The 15217-nt window shown below is 66.9% G+C and carries 15 protein-coding genes; 6 read left to right on the top strand and 9 right to left on the bottom strand.

Going from position 1 to position 15217, the window contains the following annotated elements; translation table 11 throughout:
• Window positions 1-26 precede the first annotated feature (26 nt).
• Genes GOQ09_RS01220 through GOQ09_RS01210 form a run of 3 tightly spaced genes read left to right on the top strand, consistent with a single transcriptional unit; the run spans window position 27 to window position 2820 of the window.
• Window positions 27-1016: a Bug family tripartite tricarboxylate transporter substrate binding protein gene (locus GOQ09_RS01220; RefSeq protein ID WP_157611387.1), complete on the top strand. Its 990-nt coding sequence runs from the start codon at window positions 27-29 to the stop codon at window positions 1014-1016.
• 18 nt (window positions 1017-1034) lie between these two features.
• Window positions 1035-1829, top strand: a complete 795-nt coding sequence (locus GOQ09_RS01215; protein WP_157611385.1) for a class II aldolase/adducin family protein — start codon at window positions 1035-1037, stop codon at window positions 1827-1829.
• A 13-nt stretch (window positions 1830-1842) separates the two neighbouring features.
• Complete coding sequence (locus GOQ09_RS01210; protein ID WP_157611383.1) at window positions 1843-2820, top strand: 2-dehydropantoate 2-reductase; 978 nt, start codon at window positions 1843-1845, stop codon at window positions 2818-2820.
• 15 nt (window positions 2821-2835) lie between these two features.
• Here the strand turns inward: GOQ09_RS01210 and GOQ09_RS01205 are convergent, their stop codons facing one another.
• From GOQ09_RS01205 to alr, 3 genes are all read right to left on the bottom strand, one after another.
• The gene (locus GOQ09_RS01205; protein ID WP_157611381.1) at window positions 2836-3660 is read right to left on the bottom strand and encodes a hypothetical protein; all 825 of its coding nucleotides are present in this window, start codon (window positions 3658-3660) and stop codon (window positions 2836-2838) included.
• 132 nt (window positions 3661-3792) lie between these two features.
• Window positions 3793-4518, bottom strand: a complete 726-nt coding sequence (locus GOQ09_RS01200; protein ID WP_157611379.1) for a hypothetical protein — start codon at window positions 4516-4518, stop codon at window positions 3793-3795.
• Window positions 4515-5612, bottom strand: coding sequence for an alanine racemase (gene alr, locus GOQ09_RS01195; protein WP_157611377.1), 1098 nt, complete (start codon window positions 5610-5612; stop codon window positions 4515-4517). The genes GOQ09_RS01200 and alr overlap by 4 nt, the downstream gene beginning before the upstream one ends.
• A gap of 171 nt (window positions 5613-5783) precedes the next feature.
• Here alr and lplT point away from each other — a divergent pair, with 171 nt between their 5' ends.
• From lplT to GOQ09_RS01180, 3 genes are all read left to right on the top strand, one after another.
• The gene (gene lplT, locus GOQ09_RS01190) at window positions 5784-7088 is read left to right on the top strand and encodes a lysophospholipid transporter LplT (protein ID WP_157611375.1); all 1305 of its coding nucleotides are present in this window, start codon (window positions 5784-5786) and stop codon (window positions 7086-7088) included.
• Between the two features lie 110 nt (window positions 7089-7198).
• The gene (locus GOQ09_RS01185; protein WP_157611373.1) at window positions 7199-8092 is read left to right on the top strand and encodes a DMT family transporter; all 894 of its coding nucleotides are present in this window, start codon (window positions 7199-7201) and stop codon (window positions 8090-8092) included.
• Between the two features lie 8 nt (window positions 8093-8100).
• Window positions 8101-8589, top strand: coding sequence for a glutathione peroxidase (locus GOQ09_RS01180; protein WP_157611371.1), 489 nt, complete (start codon window positions 8101-8103; stop codon window positions 8587-8589).
• 18 nt (window positions 8590-8607) lie between these two features.
• On the opposite strand, the gene GOQ09_RS01175 is transcribed toward GOQ09_RS01180, so the two are convergent.
• From GOQ09_RS01175 to GOQ09_RS01150, 6 genes are all read right to left on the bottom strand, one after another.
• Window positions 8608-9039 carry a carboxypeptidase regulatory-like domain-containing protein gene (locus GOQ09_RS01175; RefSeq protein ID WP_157611369.1) on the bottom strand — a complete coding sequence of 144 codons (432 nt, stop codon included), beginning with the start codon at window positions 9037-9039 and terminating at the stop codon, window positions 8608-8610.
• A gap of 90 nt (window positions 9040-9129) precedes the next feature.
• On the bottom strand, window positions 9130-10362 hold the full coding sequence (glcF, locus tag GOQ09_RS01170; protein ID WP_157611366.1) for a glycolate oxidase subunit GlcF: 1233 nt from the start codon (window positions 10360-10362) through the stop codon (window positions 9130-9132).
• Between the two features lie 25 nt (window positions 10363-10387).
• Complete coding sequence (gene glcE, locus GOQ09_RS01165; RefSeq protein ID WP_157611365.1) at window positions 10388-11494, bottom strand: glycolate oxidase subunit GlcE; 1107 nt, start codon at window positions 11492-11494, stop codon at window positions 10388-10390.
• A gap of 19 nt (window positions 11495-11513) precedes the next feature.
• The gene (locus tag GOQ09_RS01160; protein ID WP_157611362.1) at window positions 11514-13016 is read right to left on the bottom strand and encodes an FAD-linked oxidase C-terminal domain-containing protein; all 1503 of its coding nucleotides are present in this window, start codon (window positions 13014-13016) and stop codon (window positions 11514-11516) included.
• Window positions 13017-13153: 137 nt separating this feature from the next.
• Complete coding sequence (locus GOQ09_RS01155; protein ID WP_157611360.1) at window positions 13154-14038, bottom strand: LysR substrate-binding domain-containing protein; 885 nt, start codon at window positions 14036-14038, stop codon at window positions 13154-13156.
• Window positions 14039-14230: 192 nt separating this feature from the next.
• Window positions 14231-15163 carry an SMP-30/gluconolactonase/LRE family protein gene (locus tag GOQ09_RS01150; RefSeq protein WP_157611358.1) on the bottom strand — a complete coding sequence of 311 codons (933 nt, stop codon included), beginning with the start codon at window positions 15161-15163 and terminating at the stop codon, window positions 14231-14233.
• Window positions 15164-15217 lie beyond the last annotated feature (54 nt).

The raw sequence follows: 15217 nt of genomic DNA, 5'->3' as shown, positions 1-15217 counted from the left end.
CAACCACCAACACCCGGAGACACACCATGACATTCACCCGCCGCCAGTTGCTGCAGACCACCGGCGCCTCGGCGCTGCTCGCCAGCCTTGGCCAGCACGCCTTTGCGCAAGCCGCGCTCGAAACCGCCACCATCGTCACCGGCTTTGCGGCCGGCGGCACCTCGGACACCACCTGCCGGCGCATCGCGCAAAAGCTGAGCCCGGACTACGCCAAGTCGGCCGTGGTCGAAAACCGCACCGGCGCGGGCGGCCAGATCGCCGTGAGCTACGTGAAGGGCCGGCCTGCCGACGGCGCCACGATTCTGCAGACGCCGACCTCGATCCTCACGATCTATCCGCACATCTACAAGAAGCTGCCGTACGACCCGATGGTCGACCTCACGCCGGTCAGCATCGCCTGCATCTTCGACTTCGGCTTTGCGGTCGGCCCCTCGGTGCCTGCCAACGTGAAGACCGTGCCCGAGTTTCTGGCCTGGGCCAAGGCCAACCCGACCGGCGCCAATTTCGGCTCGCCCGCCGCGGGCTCCACGCCGCACTTCATCGGCGCGCTGCTGGGCAAGAAGAGCGGCGTCGAGCTGAAGCACGCCGCCTACCGCGGCACGCAGCCGGCCATGCTCGACCTGCTGGGCGGCAACATCTCCGCCGTCTCGGGCCCCATCGGCGACATCACCCAGCACCTGGCCTCGGGCAAGGTGCGCATCTTGGGCGTTTCGGGCTCCAAGCGCAGCCGCTTCGCGCCCGACGTGCCCACCTTCGGCGAGCAGGGCATCAAGGACATGGCGCACAGCGAATGGTTCGCCTTCTTCCTGCCGGCCAAGGCCTCGCCGGACGTCGTGGCGCGGCTGAACGCATCCATGAAGACCGCGCTGGCGCACAAGGACGTGATCGAAGGCCTCGGCAACTTCGGGCTGGAAGCCATGTCTTCCACGCCGGGCGAGCTGACCGACCTGCTCAAGAAAGACACCGCGAAGTGGGCGCCGATTGTGAAGGAAGTCGGCTTCACCGCAGAGGGCTAACCGTATGAAGGAACTGCAATGAACACACTCTCCACCCCCGCGGCGCCGTCGGCGCTGGTCCATCCCTCGATCCACCCGGACGAGCGCGCCGCGCGCGAACAGCTTGCGGCCTGCTATCGCGTCTTCGCGATGCTGGGCTGGACCGAGATGATCTACAACCACATCACGCTGCGGCTGCCCGACAGCGTGACGGGTGGAGAGAAGCAGTTCCTCATCAACCCCTTCGGGCTGCATTACAGCGAGGTCACGGCCAGCAACCTGGTGAAGATCGACCTGCAGGGCAAGGTGCTCGACGGCTCGACCTATCCGGTCAACCCGGCAGGCTTCACGGTGCACGCCGCCATTCATGATGGCCTGCCCGGCGCCCATTGCGTAATGCACACCCACACTACCGCCGGCGTGGCCGTGGCCTGCCTGCAGGGCGGACTGCAGCAGACCAATTTCTATACCGCCCAGCTGCACGGCATGGTGGCCTACCACGACTTCGAGGGCATCACCATTCACGCCGACGAAGGCCCGCGCCTCCTCAAGAGCATCGGCAACCGCAACGCGGTGATCCTGCGCAACCATGGGCTGCTGGCCTGGGGCCAGACCCTGCCGCAGACCTTCGCCATCCTGTGGACCTTGCAGCGCGCCTGCGAAGTGCAGATGGCAACCTTTTCGATGGGCGCCGCCATTCCGGTGAGCGAGGAAATCGCCGAGCGCTGCACGCGCGATGCGCTGCAGTTCAGCCCCGAGCACGGCGCCGGGCAAGACGTGTTCGATGCGCTGGTGCGCCAGGTCGACCGCATCGACCCGAGCTACAAGAACTGAGGCCACCCTTTTCATGAAGATTTGCATCTACGGCGCCGGCGCAATCGGCGGATGGATCGGCGCCGGTCTCGCGCAGGCCGGCGAACGGCTCAACGTGGTGGCGCGCGGCGCTACGCTCGAGGCACTGCAGCAGGGCGGCCTCTCATTGATGCGCGGCGACGTGCGCACGCGCGTGCCGGTCAATGCGGTGGCCGACCCGGAATCGCTCGGCACGCAAGACCTCGTGATCATCGCCGTGAAGGCGCCCGCGCTGGCCGGCGTGGCCGAGCGCATCGGCCCGCTGATCGGGCCCGACACCATCGTGCTGGTGGCGATGAACGGCGTGCCCTGGTGGTTTCTCGAGGGCGGATTCGGCGGGGCCATCACGGGCCATCGCCTGGCAGCCGTCGACCCTGACGGCGCAATTGCCAAGGCCATTCCGGCGCGCAACGTGATCGGCTGCGTGGTGCACGCGAGCTGCTCGCTCGATGCGCCGGGCGTGGTGCGGCATCACTTCGGCAACGGGCTGATCGTGGGCGAACCCTCGGGCGAAGCCACGCCGCGCGTGAAGAAGCTGGTCGAATTGCTCAAGAACGGCGGCTTCGACGCCACGCTGTCGCCGCAGATCCAGAAGGACGTGTGGTTCAAGCTCTGGGGCAACATGACAGTGAACCCCATCAGCGCGCTGACGGGCACCACCACCGACCTGATCATGGGCGACGACTACGTGCGCGGCTTCATCTCCGCCGTGATGCTCGAAGCCAAGGAAATCGGCCGCCGCATTGGCATCGAGATCACGCAGAGCCCCGAAGACCGGCATGCGGTGACGATGAAGCTCGGCGCGTTCAAGACCTCGATGCTGCAGGACGTGGAGGCCGGGCGGTCGGTGGAACTGGATGCGCTGGTGACCGTCGTGCGAGAACTGGGTGAACTGACGGCGGTTGCCACCCCGTTCACCGATGCGCTGCTGGGATTGGCGCGGCTGCGGATGCGGCAGCTCGGGCTGTACTGAGCTCGGCTGCCCGGCTTACCACCGCTTCTCGGGCGCGGCCGCCAGTGTCTCGGTGCAGCTGGCCACCGCCTTCGCGCGCTCCTCGCGCAGCCGCTGCCAGTTGTCCGCCTTCCATTGCGTCCAAGCCACGGGCTCCGATTGATAGAAGCACTCGAGCGGTGGGCGCATGAAGCCCGGGCGGCCCAGCTCGGCGCCGAACTTCAGTCGGAACAGTTCGTCCGTGCCCGCCAGGTTCTCGTAGACAAGGTGCCACGGCCCCGAGTTCAGGGGCGTGTCGGCTTCTTTCTGGACCTTTCGCGCTTCTTCGATTTCCTCTGGCGTCGAGCCATCCGTCAGGGCCGTTGCATACGCCGCTTCAGCGCGCTTGCGATAGATGCCGGTGGCGACCTTGCTCAAGGCATCGTTCAGCTCGGTCATGGCCGGGTTGACGGCCAAGGGATCGTCCTTCAGTTCTTCCAGCGTCACGCCGCCCAGGTCGTCCTTCGAAAAACTCTGTGCGCCAATGGCGAGCCTGCCCGCGATCAAGGTCGTTGCCACGTTCAGCGCGACCTGTGTCGCGACGTGATTGCCCGTGTTTTCGCGCCGAACCACGCGAAGCCGTTCGATGCCGGGCTTGTAGACGCCGCGAGTGAAGCGCAGCCGGGTTTGCGGGGCCGCAGCCTCCTGTGCAGCCGGAGCGACCGGTGACAGCGGCGGGGTGGCTGGGGCGTCAGCGGTAGTCGTCGCGGATGGGGTTGCCGATACCGATGCTTCCGGCTCGGCGGCATGCACCGAAAACCCGCTGATGGCCAGCACCATGCCGCAGGTGAAAGCGGCGTGCAGTTGTTTTTTAAAAGTCATGTGAACAGTTCTTCCTCCGGCCGGAATTGTCCTTGGCCGGAAGGGCGCCCGACAGGTGCGCGCCGTGAAAAATTCACGCGTGTGTGCGCAGCGCGACAGGCGACTGCAGCCGGAAACGCACTCAGTGCTTCTTCAGAGCAGGGTCCGCACGGCCTCGGGCAAGGAGTTGACCTGGGGCATGAAGTGGTCGAGCACGGCGCCGAGGGCGACGGCGCAGACCACCGCCCCGAGCAGCGGCTTCCAGGTCAGCCGCACGGCCGCCATCAACCAGCCCTCGCGCGCCACGCGCACCGCGGCGCGGGCCGACACGTACGAGAACGCCACTTCGATGGCCACGGCCAGCAGGGCGTCCCAGCTGAAGTAAAGCAGCACAAGGGACCCGGCGCCGAGCACAACGGCCACGCAGATCAGGAAAATGGCGACCACGGGCACCACGATGATGGCGCCTTCGTCGGCACTGCCCGCGACCTCGAGCGCGCCGCTGGCCGCATCGGAAAGCACGCCGCCCTCGTCGGCGGTGCCCGTGGTGGATGGGTATTGCTGCGATCCGCCGCCCAGGTCGACGTCGGGCACATCGACGTCCAGGTCGGCACTGCGGCGCTCGACCAGCCGCTTGGCCCACCAGCGCAGCACCAGCAGGTAGCCGAGGTAGCCCACGCCCAGCGTGAGGAAATAGCGCACCGCCAGGGACTGCACATCGAACACATGCATCTGCAACGCCGACACACCCCACATCAGCAGCAGTGTGAAGGTGCCGATCAGGATGCCGTGCGTGCGCAGGCTGTAGCTGCGATGAAGGTCGCGCTCGAGCCGCGTTTCCCACAGGCGCACCGAGCGCCAGTCGGAGAGAACCTTCATTCGTCGGCGGGAGCGAATGGAACGCGCGGCGCCACCGCGCACATGAGTTCGTAGCCGACGGTGCCGGCCGCCTGCGCGACCTCGTCGATGGGCAGCACGGCACCGGTTGCGGCCGAGCGGCCCCACAGCGTGACCTCGGCGCCGAACTTCGCGTCGGGCACGGGAGTGAGGTCGACAGTGATCATGTCCATGCTCACGCGGCCCACCATGCGGGTGCGCACGCCGTTCACCAGCACTGGCGTGCCGGTGTTGCAGTGGCGCGGATAGCCGTCGGCGTAACCGACCGCCGCCACGCCGATGGTGAGCGGTCCGTCGGCCGTGAAGTTGGAGCCGTAGCCGATGGTGTCGCCCGCCTTCAGCTGCTGCACGCCGATGAGCCTGGTCGCGAGCGTCATGGTGGGCTGCAGCTGCCAGTGCGCGGTGTCGTGCTGCGGAAAGTCGGGCGCGCTGCCATACAGCACGATGCCCGGGCGCACCCAGTCGCCGCGGGTCTGCGAAGCATGGCGCAAGGTGGCGGCGCTGTTCGCAATGGAGCGCTCGCCCGGCAGGTCGCGCGTGACACGCTCGAACGCTTCGAGCTGGTGCGCAATGCCGCGCGGGCCGTCGGCGTCGCTGAAATGCGTCATCAGCGAAATCTCGTCCACCTGCGGCAGCGCGTTGAGGCGCGTCCAGGCCGAGCCGAAGCGCTCGGGCGCGAAGCCCAGGCGGTTCATGCCGGAATTCATCTTGAGGAACACACGCTGCGGCTTGAGCGTCTTGTGGGCCGCGAGCATGTCGATCTGCTCGTCGCAGTGCACCGTGTGCCAGAGGTCGAGGCGCGAGCACAGTTCCAGGTCGCGTGCGTCGAACACGCCTTCGAGCAGCAGCACGGGGCCGCGCCAGCCGAGTGCGCGCACCCGCTCGGCTTCGGCCAGGTCGAGCAGCGCAAAGCCGTCGGCGCCGCGAAGGCCCTCATACACCCGCTCGATGCCGTGGCCATAGGCATTGGCTTTGACCACGGCCCAGACGCGGGCATCGACCGCGGCGCGGCGCACGCGGTCGAGGTTGTGGCGAAGTGCGGCGGTGTGGACGGTGGCAAGGATGGGACGCGGCATGGGAGACGTCGATTGGTGAATAGATGGGTTTTAGCATCTTCCCGGGGAGAAACGTCCAGGGTGGCAACGCTGATTTCGCGGTCGTACCCCCATGCTATAACCGCCCATTCGCCAAAAAGACGCGACACTTTCTCACTACTGCCAGCACCCCACTGGCCAGCCAGCCCATCGATGAAGCGCGGTTTCTACACGATCATGTCGGCCCAGTTCTTTTCGTCGCTGGCCGACAACGCGATCTTTGTCGTGGCTGTCGAGCTCATGCGCAGCTCGGGAGCAGCCGAATGGCAACGCGCGGCCCTGGTGCCGATCTTCGCCGTCTTCTACGTGGTGCTGGCGCCGCTGGTGGGCGCCTTTGCCGACGCCTTGCCCAAGGGGCGGGTGATGTTCATCAGCAACGCGATCAAGGTGGTCGGGTGCCTGATGATGCTGTTCGGCTCGCACCCGCTGCTCTCCTATTCGATCGTGGGGCTTGGCGCTGCAGCCTATTCGCCGGCCAAGTACGGCATCCTGACCGAGTTGCTGCCGGCTTCGCAGTTGGTAAAAGCCAACGGTTGGATCGAAGGCCTCACCATCGCCTCGATCCTGCTGGGCATCGTGCTCGGCGGCTCGCTGGTGGGGCACGCGGTGTCCACGCAGTTGCTGTCCTTCGACATGCCGCTCATCGACACTGGCATCGATTCGCCGGCCGAAGCGGCCATTGCGGTGCTGATCTTCGTCTATGCACTGGCGGCCTGGTTCAACACGCGCATTCCGCACACCGGCGTCGAAATGCGGCCGCTGCGAGCCATTCCGCAGCACGGGCTCGCGCGCAACATGCTGGCGCTGCTGCCTGATTTCTGGCACTGCAACGCACGCCTGTGGCGCGACAAGCTGGGACAGATTTCGCTGGCTACCACCACGCTCTTCTGGGGCGCCGGGGCCAACCTCAAGTACATCGTGCTGGCCTGGGCCTCGCTCGCGCTCAACTACAACACCACGCAGGCCACGGCGCTCACCGGCGTGGTGACCGTCGGCATGGCGGTGGGCGCCATCGTCGCTTCGATGCGCATGCGCCTGGACATGGCCACGCGCGTGATCCCGATGGGCATTGCCATGGGCCTGCTGGTGATCAGCATGAACCTGATCGGCAACGTGTGGATCGCCGTGCCTTTCCTCATTCTGCTGGGCGGGCTGGGTGGCTTCCTGGTGGTGCCCATGAACGCACTGCTGCAGCACCGCGGCCACAACCTGATGGGCGCCGGCCGCTCCATTGCGGTGCAGAACTTCAACGAACAGGCCTGCATCCTGCTGCTCGGCGGCTTCTACAGCGCCTGCACCGGGCTGGGCCTGTCGGCCTATGCGGCCATCGGCGCCTTCGGCGGGGTGGTGGCGGGCTGCATGTGGATCATCCAGCGCTGGCATCATCACAACCTGCGCAAATATCCCGAAGAAGTCGAGCACCTGCTCGCCATCGCCCGTAGCGACAAGCATCATTGACCTCCCCCAGGCTGCGCGCACTTCGTGTCGCTCCGCCACCCCTCACCCGGGGGCAACACCGGTGGCCCGGCGAAGGCGGTTCCACGGTGTTCCACGAATAACTCCGCCCTATGCCAGCGCTCGCACTGATCTTCAACGCCTTTGTATGGGGCGTTTCGTGGTTCCCGTTCCGGCACATCGAAAGCCATGGGCTGCACCCGGTGTGGACCACCTGCTTCATCTACGTGGCGATTTCGCTCGCAATGGGCTTCTTTCGCCGGCATGCGTGGCGCGGCTTTGCGGCGTTTCCGATGCTGGTGGCGCTGGGCCTTGCGGCCGGCTTCACCAACCTGGGCTTCAACTGGGCCGTCACGCAGGGCGACGTGGTGCGGGTGGTGCTGCTTTTCTACCTGATGCCGTTGTGGAGCGTGCTGCTGGGTTGGGCCGTGCTGGGCGAGCGGCCCACGGCGGGTGCGCTTGCACGCGTGGCGCTGGCGCTTATCGGCGTGGTGGTGGTGCTCAAGGCGCCGGGTGTCGACTGGCCCGTGCCTTCCAGCCTGCCGGACTGGTTGGGCGTGGCGGCCGGCTTCAGCTTTGCAGTGACGAACATCCTGCTGCGCCACCTGCACGGCGCCCCTGGTGAATCGCGCGCGCTGGCCATGTTCTGCGGCTGCGCGCTGGTGTCCGCCATTGCCGCGGCCACGGGTACCCTGCTCGGTGCGTTCGCGTCTCCCCTCGCGGTGCAGCCGGGCTGGATCGGCTGGGCCGCATTGCTGGGAGTGGGCTTCGTGGCAGCCAACTTCTGCCTGCAGTACGGCGCGGCCCGGCTGGCGGCCAGCGCCACCGCGGTGATCATGCTGTCGGAGGTGCTGTTCGCCAGCGTCTCGTCGGTGGCGCTGGGCGCTGCCGACATGAGCCCGCGAATTCTCGTGGGCGGTGCGCTGATCGTGCTGGCGGCCGTGTGGTCGGCGTTTGCGCGAACGCCGACACAGGGCGATGATCGCCTTTCGTCTTCCACCACCTGAGGTAGCGCATGACCGGCATCTACGACTTCGAAGCCAGGCAGATCGACGGCAAGAGCGTGAAGCTCTCGGACTTCCGCGGCAAGGTGCTGCTGATCGTGAACACGGCCAGCAAGTGCGGCTTCACGCCGCAGTTCGCGGGCCTCGAGGCGCTGCACGAAAAGTATGCGGCCAAGGGGCTGGTGGTGCTCGGTTTTCCGTCGAACCAGTTCGGCTCGCAAGACCCGGGCACCAACGAGGAAATCGGCGCCTTCTGCACCACCAACTACGGCGTGAGTTTTCCGATGATGGAGAAGATCGACGTGAACGGCAGCGGCGCCGCGCCGCTCTACCAGTGGCTCACCAAGGAGAAGCCGGGCCTTCTGGGCAGCACCGCCATCAAGTGGAACTTCACGAAGTTCCTGGTGGGGCGCGACGGCAAGGTGCAAAAGCGCTATGCGCCGCTCGACACGCCCGCTTCGCTCGCGCCGGACATCGAGGCGGCGCTGGCGGCGGGCTGAGGCCCAGCAAGAACCCGGTCAGAACCGGAAGCTGGCCGTCTTGGGACTGCCGCCCACGGTCACCGACTGGCTCTGGACGCTGCCGCCCGCCGTGGCGGCATCCACCGTATAGCGGCCTGCGGGCAAATCGACCAGGCAGACCGGCCCGCTGGCGCGCAACGCGAGCGAAGGCGCACCGCCGGTGCCCTTGATGTCGACCTGCACATCCGCCAGGTAGGCGCCGTCGGAGCGCGCGAAAAGCAGGGCCAGCGGATGCTCCTTCATGGCCGCGCGCATGGCGTTCGATTCGTCCGAGCCGATGCCGCCGCACACGTAGCGCACTGCGCCCTCCCCCTTCCACTGCGGCATGGCCGACTGGGCCTGTGCGCCGACGGCGCCCAGTGCGCAGGCAAAGGCCAGCAAGGCGCGCCGCAAGTTCGTCTGGACGATGAAAGCTTGAACGGAAGACATGAGGCTTGCTCCTTGGAAGAATCGGTGCCGCCATGATGCGGCGCAAGCGGCTTGTGCGCGAGTCGGACCAGGGCGCTCTTCGGTGTGCGATCAGGCCGGCGCCAGCGCGGCATCCAGCAGCTCCACCCAGTGGCGCACGGGCGTTTCCTGGCTGCCGCTTTGCAGATGCGTGATGCAGCCGATGTTGGCCGAAGCGATGACGCTCGGCTGCAATTGCCGCAGATGGCCGAGCTTGCGGTCGCGCAGCGGATACGCCAGCTCTGGTTGCAGCACCGAATACGTGCCCGCCGAGCCGCAGCACAGGTGCGATTCGTTCATGGCCACGCGCACGTCAAAGCCCAGCGCGCGCAGATGCGTCTCGACCCCGCCGCGCAGCTTCTGCCCGTGCTGCAGCGTGCACGGCGGGTGGTAGGCCACCACGCCCTGCGGCGCGTGCACACGCGCCTTCAGGGCCGGCACCAGGTCGGGCAGCAGTTCGCTCAGGTCGCGTGTTAGTTGGCTGATGCGTGCCGCCTTGGCCGCATAGGCTGGGTCGTGCTGCAGGATGTGGCCGTACTCGCGCACGGTGACGCCGCAGCCCGAAGCATTCATCACAATCGCTTCGACCTCATTGCGTTCGACCTGCGGCCACCAGGCGTCGATGTTGGCGCGCATCTGCGCCTTGCCGCCGTCCTGGTCGTTGAGGTGGAACTTCACGGCGCCGCAGCAGCCGGCCTCCTTGGCGATCAAGGTCTGAATGCCCGCCGCGTCGAGCACGCGCGCGGTCGCGGTGTTGATGTTGGGCATCATCGACGGCTGCACGCAGCCCGCGAGCATGAGCACCTTGCGCGCGTGCGTGGCGGTGGGCCAGGCGCCTGCGTCCTGCCTGGCCGGAACCTTGGCCTTGAGCGCATCGGGCAAGAGCCCGCGCACCGCCTGGCCGAGCTTCATTGCGGGCGCGAAAAGCGGCGACGGCAGGCCTTCCTTCAGCAGCCAGCGCGTGGCCGATTCCATGGCGGGCCGCGGCACCTTCTCGTCGACGATCTTGCGGCCGATGTCGACCAGGTGGCCGTACTGAACGCCGCTCGGGCAGGTGCTTTCGCAGTTGCGGCAGGTGAGGCAGCGGTCCAGGTGCAGCTGCGTGCTGCGTGTGGGCTCCTTGCCTTCGAGCACCTGCTTGATCAGGTAGATGCGCCCGCGCGGGCCATCGAGTTCGTCGCCGAGCAGCTGGTAGGTGGGGCAGGTGGCGGTGCAGAAGCCGCAGTGCACGCACTTGCGCAGAATGGCTTCGGCCTCGCGGCCTTCGTCGGTGCCGCGGAATTCGGGGGCGAGTTCGGTTTGCATCGCGGAAAAGGTGTCGGTTGTTTTTTTATTCGGCTGCGAGGAGCCGGCCGCGGTTGAAGATGCGATGCGGGTCGAACTCCTGCATCAACGCGCGATGGATGCGGGCGACCGGGGCACTCATGGCATCGAAGCGGGGAATTGCTGCATCCGTTGCACCGGAAGCAGGCAGCCGGAAAAGCGTGGCGTGCCCTCCCGCTGCATGCGCAATGCCGCGGATGTGCGCGGCTTGGTCGGGCGCCGCCTTGTACCAGCGCTGCGCGCCGTGCCACTCGACGAGCGGCGCGCTGCCGTCCATGGCGAGCACCGGCGCGGTCTGCGGCACCGACAGGCGCCAGAGCGCAGTGGAACCTTCATCGCCGGCAAACCAGGGGTGCTGATGGTCGCGCAGCAATTGCCAATTGGCCGCGGCAGTAGCGTTGTCTTGCCGCTCGCCGCCCAGGTGCGTGCAAGCGGCTTCCACCGCCGCGACCGCGCCACGCAGGCGCAGGTACAAGGTGCCCGCACCGGTTTGCTCGACCCAGCAGCTCGCGTTCAGCGGCAGCGGCCGGCCGCCCCACTCGTTGAGCAGGCGCAGCGCATCCGCCTGGCTGCAAGCGAACGCCAGCGTGGCTTCGGCGGGCGCGACGGGCAGCACCTTGAGGCTGACCTCCGCGATCACGCCCAGCGTGCCGAGCGAACCTGCCAGCACGCGCGAAACGTCGTAGCCGGCCACGTTCTTCATGACCTGCCCGCCGAAGGTCAGCACCTCGGCGCGGCCGTTGACCAGCGTGGCGCCGAGCACGTAGTCGCGCACCGCGCCCACGCTCGCGCGCGCAGGGCCGCTGAGCCCGGCTGCGACCATGCCGCCCACGGTGCCGCCGCCTGCGAAATGCGGCGGCTCGAACGGAAGGCACTGCCCTTTTTCGGCCAATGCAGCTTCGAGTTCGACGAGCAGCGTGCCGGCGCGCACGGTAACCACCAGCTCGCTGGGCTCATAGCTCGTGATGCCTGCGAGGGCGCTGGTGCCGAGGATTTCTCCTTGCAGCAACTCGCCATGAAAGTCTTTGGTGCCGCCGCCGCGAATGCGCAGCGGCGTGGCGTCAGAGGCCGCGGCGCGGACGCGCTCGACGATGTGGCTGAGGGCTTGATCCATGTGTCTCTATTGTTCTTTTTCAGAAGCGCGGCAGATCGGGGTGCGGCAGTTGCCCGCCGCGCACCACCTGCTTGCCGTATTCGGCGCAGCGCTGCAGCGTGGGAATCACCTTGCCGGGGTTCAGCAGGCCGGCCGGATCGAACGCGCGCTTGACGCCGAACATCTGCTCGTTCTCCGCCGCGGTGAACTGCACGCACATGCTGTTGAGCTTTTCCACGCCCACGCCATGCTCGCCCGACACGGTGCCGCCCATGGCCACGCTGGTCTCGAGAATGTCGGCGCCGAAGAGCTCGCAGCGGTGCAGCTCATCAGGGTCGTTGGCATCGAACAGCACCAGCGGATGCAGGTTGCCGTCACCCGCGTGGAACACGTTGCAGCAGCGCAGGTTGTACTTCTGCTCCATCTGCTGGATGGCAAGCAGGATGTCCGCGAGCCGCTTGCGCGGAATGGTCGAGTCGAGGCACATGTAGTCGGGGCTGATGCGGCCAGATGCCGGAAAGGCGTTCTTGCGCCCGCTCCAGAACCTCATGCGCTCTTCTTCGCTGTTGCTCACCGCGATGGCGGTGGCGCCACAGCCGCGCAGCACGGCCGTCATGCGGCCGATTTCTTCTTCCACCTCTTCGGGCGTGCCGTCGGATTCGCACAGCAGAATGGCCGCGGCGTCCAGGTCGTAGCCCGCGCGCACAAAGTCTTCGACGGCGGCTGTCATGGGCTTGTCCATCATTTCGAGTCCCGCGGGAATGATGCCGGCGGCGATCACCGCGGCCACCGCGTCGCCGGCTTTGCGAACGTCATCGAAGCTGGCCATGATGCAACGCGCGAGCTGTGGCTTGGGCACGAGCTTGACGGTGACCTCGGTGGTCACGGCCAGCATTCCTTCGCTGCCGATGACCAGCGCGAGCAGGTCGAGCCCCGGTGCATCGAGCGCCTCACCGCCGAACTCGATAGCTTCGCCCTCGGCCGTGAAGCCGCGCACACGCAGCACGTTGTGCAGCGTGAGGCCGTATTTCAGGCAATGCACGCCGCCCGAGTTCTCGGCCACGTTGCCGCCGATGGTGCAGGCGATCTGGCTCGACGGATCGGGCGCGTAGTAAAGGTTGAAAGGTGCGGCCGCCTCGCTGATGGCGAGGTTGCGCACGCCGCACTGCACCACCGCCGTGCGGCTCACAGGGTCGATCTTCAAGATGCGGTTGAACTTGGCGAGCGAGAGCGTAACGCCCAGCGCATGGGGCATGGCGCCGCCGGAGAGCCCGGTGCCGGCGCCGCGCGCCACCACGGGCACGCCAAGCTCGTGGCAGGTCTTGAGTACGGCGGCCACCTGGGCTTCGGTTTCGGGCAGCGCCACCACCAGCGGGCGCTGGCGGTAGGCGGTGAGGCCGTCGCATTCGTAGGGCGTGGTGTCCTCGGCGTGCCAGATGAGCGCGTGCGCTGGCAGGTGGGCCTGCAGGGCGCGCACGACCTGCGACTGGCGTTCGGTTTTCTGCAGCGAATCGTGCTGGGCAGGGGTAAGCGGCGCGTTCATGCGGCAAGCCTCTTTTTTGTCGGGCGGATGTGTCTCGTGGTGTAGCGCACTCTACGCAAATGCGGCGCCGCCGGGTTGAAGCTTTTTTGCGCCCCGCTTGAGAGAACTTTGCCGCGCGGTGCCTTCGCTTTTTTTCTTCAGTGCAGGCTCTGCGCCAGCCAGTCGGCAAAGGCGGCGCATTCCCAGCGATCGAGCGTGCCGGGCTGCCAGCAGATGGTATGGCGGTGCGGCGAAGGCACGGGCCGGTCGGAAAGCGGCACCAGCCGGCCCGACTCGAACCATGCGGCGCCCATCTTCAGTCGCACGAGTGCCACGCCAAAGCCGCTGGCGGCCGCGTCGTAGACCAAGCCTAGGTCGTTGAATTGCGAGCCGACGTGCGGTTCGGGCTGGTCGATGCCGCAGCTCGCGAACCAGGTTCCCCAGGGCTCGAGCGGGCTGCGAATGAGCCGGGCGCTGGCAATTTCGGCCGCGGTACGAAAGCCGTTGAACGGGCCAAACTCGTTGAGGAAACTCGGGCTGCAGGCGGGCACCACTTCTTCTTCGAGCAAGAGCCGGTGTTCGCAGTCGGCGTATGCACCGGTGCCGTAGCGCACTTCAAGATCGGCCTGCTCTGCGGTCACGTCGAGCAGCGGAATGGACACCTGCAGCACGAGCTCGATGTCCGGATAGATGTTGCGGAACAGTTCGAGCCGCGGCATGAGGAACTGGCGGCTGAAGGTGGGCGTGACGGCAATGCGCAGACGGGTGGCGCGCTGCTGCGCCGCATTGCCGGTGGACATGGCTTGCAGCGCCGCAAGGCCGGTACGCACGTTGGCAAGGTAGGCAGCGCCGTCGGCCGTAAGGCTGAAGTCGCTGCGACCGAAGAGCTTGAAGCCCACGTGGGATTCGAGTTGCCGGATGCGATGGCTCACGGCGCTGGGCGTGACGCACAGTTCGTCTGCAGCTCTTCCGGCGTTTCGCAGCCTGGCCACGGCTTCGAAGGTCAGCAGGCACTGGATGGGTGGGATGTGCTGGAGGGCCACTTGTCTAACCTCCGGGGGATTTTGTTGGCGCCGCTGTCCAGGGCGGGTGCACCGCTGATCAACAACTGCTCTGAATCACGCACCCGTCGATGGGGTGCCTTGCGCAGCGAAATAAAGGAGGAGGCCGCAGGCCGGGGGACATTCGCGGAGAAAGGTACCCCGTCGGCGGGTGCGCGCCCTGAATGACCCACTTCAGTCCTCGAAGAAGCTGACAGGCAACCCGGGCACATCGACGCGCATGGAGATCACTGTGCCCGATGCCGGCAGACGCTCGATCTCTGCAGCGGGCCGGCCCTTGCGCCCGCTGGTGACGAAAAGCGTCTTCAGATCGTCGCCGCCAAAACAGGGCATGGTTGGGCACTGAACGGGAACAGCGACAGACGCCACGATTTCGCCGGACGGTGCGAAGCGCAGCAGTTGCGCACCTTCAAACATCGCAACCCAATAGTGGCCGTCGGCATCGACTGTCGCCCCATCCGGGCGGCCTTCGTAGCGCACCGGTGAGTCAGGGGTCCAGCCCTGGGGCTTGGGCTCGAACTGATGGAACACGCGCGCACGTGAAAGCGAATTGGCCTCGGAGTCCCAGTCCCACGCACACACCACGTGCGCGGCGGTGTCGGCCCAGTAGAGCGTGCGGGCATCGGGCGAGAACGCGAGCCCGTTGCCGGTGGTGGACTCGTTGGCCATTTGCGTCAACGTGGGCGACACACCGGTGTCGGTGCGGGCATCGAAGCAATAGAGCGCGGCATTGGCCTTGTCCTTGGCCTCATTGAGCGAGCCGGCCCAGAAGCGGCCCAGCGCATCGCATTTGCCGTCGTTGAAGCGCATGGCGCGAGCGTCGTGCTCCACGCGCGCAACCGCAATCAGTTCACCGCCCCATTCGCGCGCCCGGTAGATGCCGTCGCGCAGCGCGATCACCAGCCCGCCGCTTCGCGCCGGAGCCATGCAGCCGGGCTCCGTAGCCAGGGCCCAGCGCTCCACCTTGGCGCCAGGCGTGCCGATTTCCCCGCGCGTGCGCAGCACCGCCCGCCCCGGAATGTCGAGCCAATAAAGCGAGCGTTCGTGCGGGTGCCAGAACGGCGATTCGCCGAGCTCGCAAAGGCTGTCTTCGAGGGTGGTCCACATGATTCCGGCATTGTGCATCCGCTCCCCCTCAGGCCAAAAAAAAGCCCGCTGACG

Source organism: Variovorax paradoxus (assembly GCF_009755665.1).
In the GTDB taxonomy this organism is placed as follows: domain Bacteria; phylum Pseudomonadota; class Gammaproteobacteria; order Burkholderiales; family Burkholderiaceae_C; genus Variovorax; species Variovorax paradoxus_G.
This window is presented reverse-complemented; position numbering and strand designations above follow the sequence as displayed.

What these genes read in the sequence shown, in the direction of transcription:
- GOQ09_RS01150 (WP_157611358.1), bottom strand. Translation starts at nt 15,163, where the DNA reads ATGTGGACCACCCTCGAAGACAGCCTTTGCGAGCTCGGCGAATCGCCG.
- alr (WP_157611377.1), bottom strand. Translation starts at nt 5,612, where the DNA reads ATGCCGCGTCCCATCCTTGCCACCGTCCACACCGCCGCACTTCGCCAC.
- GOQ09_RS01175 (WP_157611369.1), bottom strand. Translation starts at nt 9,039, where the DNA reads ATGTCTTCCGTTCAAGCTTTCATCGTCCAGACGAACTTGCGGCGCGCC.
- glcE (WP_157611365.1), bottom strand. Translation starts at nt 11,494, where the DNA reads ATGGATCAAGCCCTCAGCCACATCGTCGAGCGCGTCCGCGCCGCGGCC.
- GOQ09_RS01200 (WP_157611379.1), bottom strand. Translation starts at nt 4,518, where the DNA reads ATGAAGGTTCTCTCCGACTGGCGCTCGGTGCGCCTGTGGGAAACGCGG.
- GOQ09_RS01185 (WP_157611373.1), top strand. Translation starts at nt 7,199, where the DNA reads ATGCCAGCGCTCGCACTGATCTTCAACGCCTTTGTATGGGGCGTTTCG.
- glcF (WP_157611366.1), bottom strand. Translation starts at nt 10,362, where the DNA reads ATGCAAACCGAACTCGCCCCCGAATTCCGCGGCACCGACGAAGGCCGC.
- GOQ09_RS01220 (WP_157611387.1), top strand. Translation starts at nt 27, where the DNA reads ATGACATTCACCCGCCGCCAGTTGCTGCAGACCACCGGCGCCTCGGCG.
- GOQ09_RS01215 (WP_157611385.1), top strand. Translation starts at nt 1,035, where the DNA reads ATGAACACACTCTCCACCCCCGCGGCGCCGTCGGCGCTGGTCCATCCC.
- lplT (WP_157611375.1), top strand. Translation starts at nt 5,784, where the DNA reads ATGAAGCGCGGTTTCTACACGATCATGTCGGCCCAGTTCTTTTCGTCG.
- GOQ09_RS01210 (WP_157611383.1), top strand. Translation starts at nt 1,843, where the DNA reads ATGAAGATTTGCATCTACGGCGCCGGCGCAATCGGCGGATGGATCGGC.
- GOQ09_RS01160 (WP_157611362.1), bottom strand. Translation starts at nt 13,016, where the DNA reads ATGAACGCGCCGCTTACCCCTGCCCAGCACGATTCGCTGCAGAAAACC.
- GOQ09_RS01205 (WP_157611381.1), bottom strand. Translation starts at nt 3,660, where the DNA reads ATGACTTTTAAAAAACAACTGCACGCCGCTTTCACCTGCGGCATGGTG.
- GOQ09_RS01180 (WP_157611371.1), top strand. Translation starts at nt 8,101, where the DNA reads ATGACCGGCATCTACGACTTCGAAGCCAGGCAGATCGACGGCAAGAGC.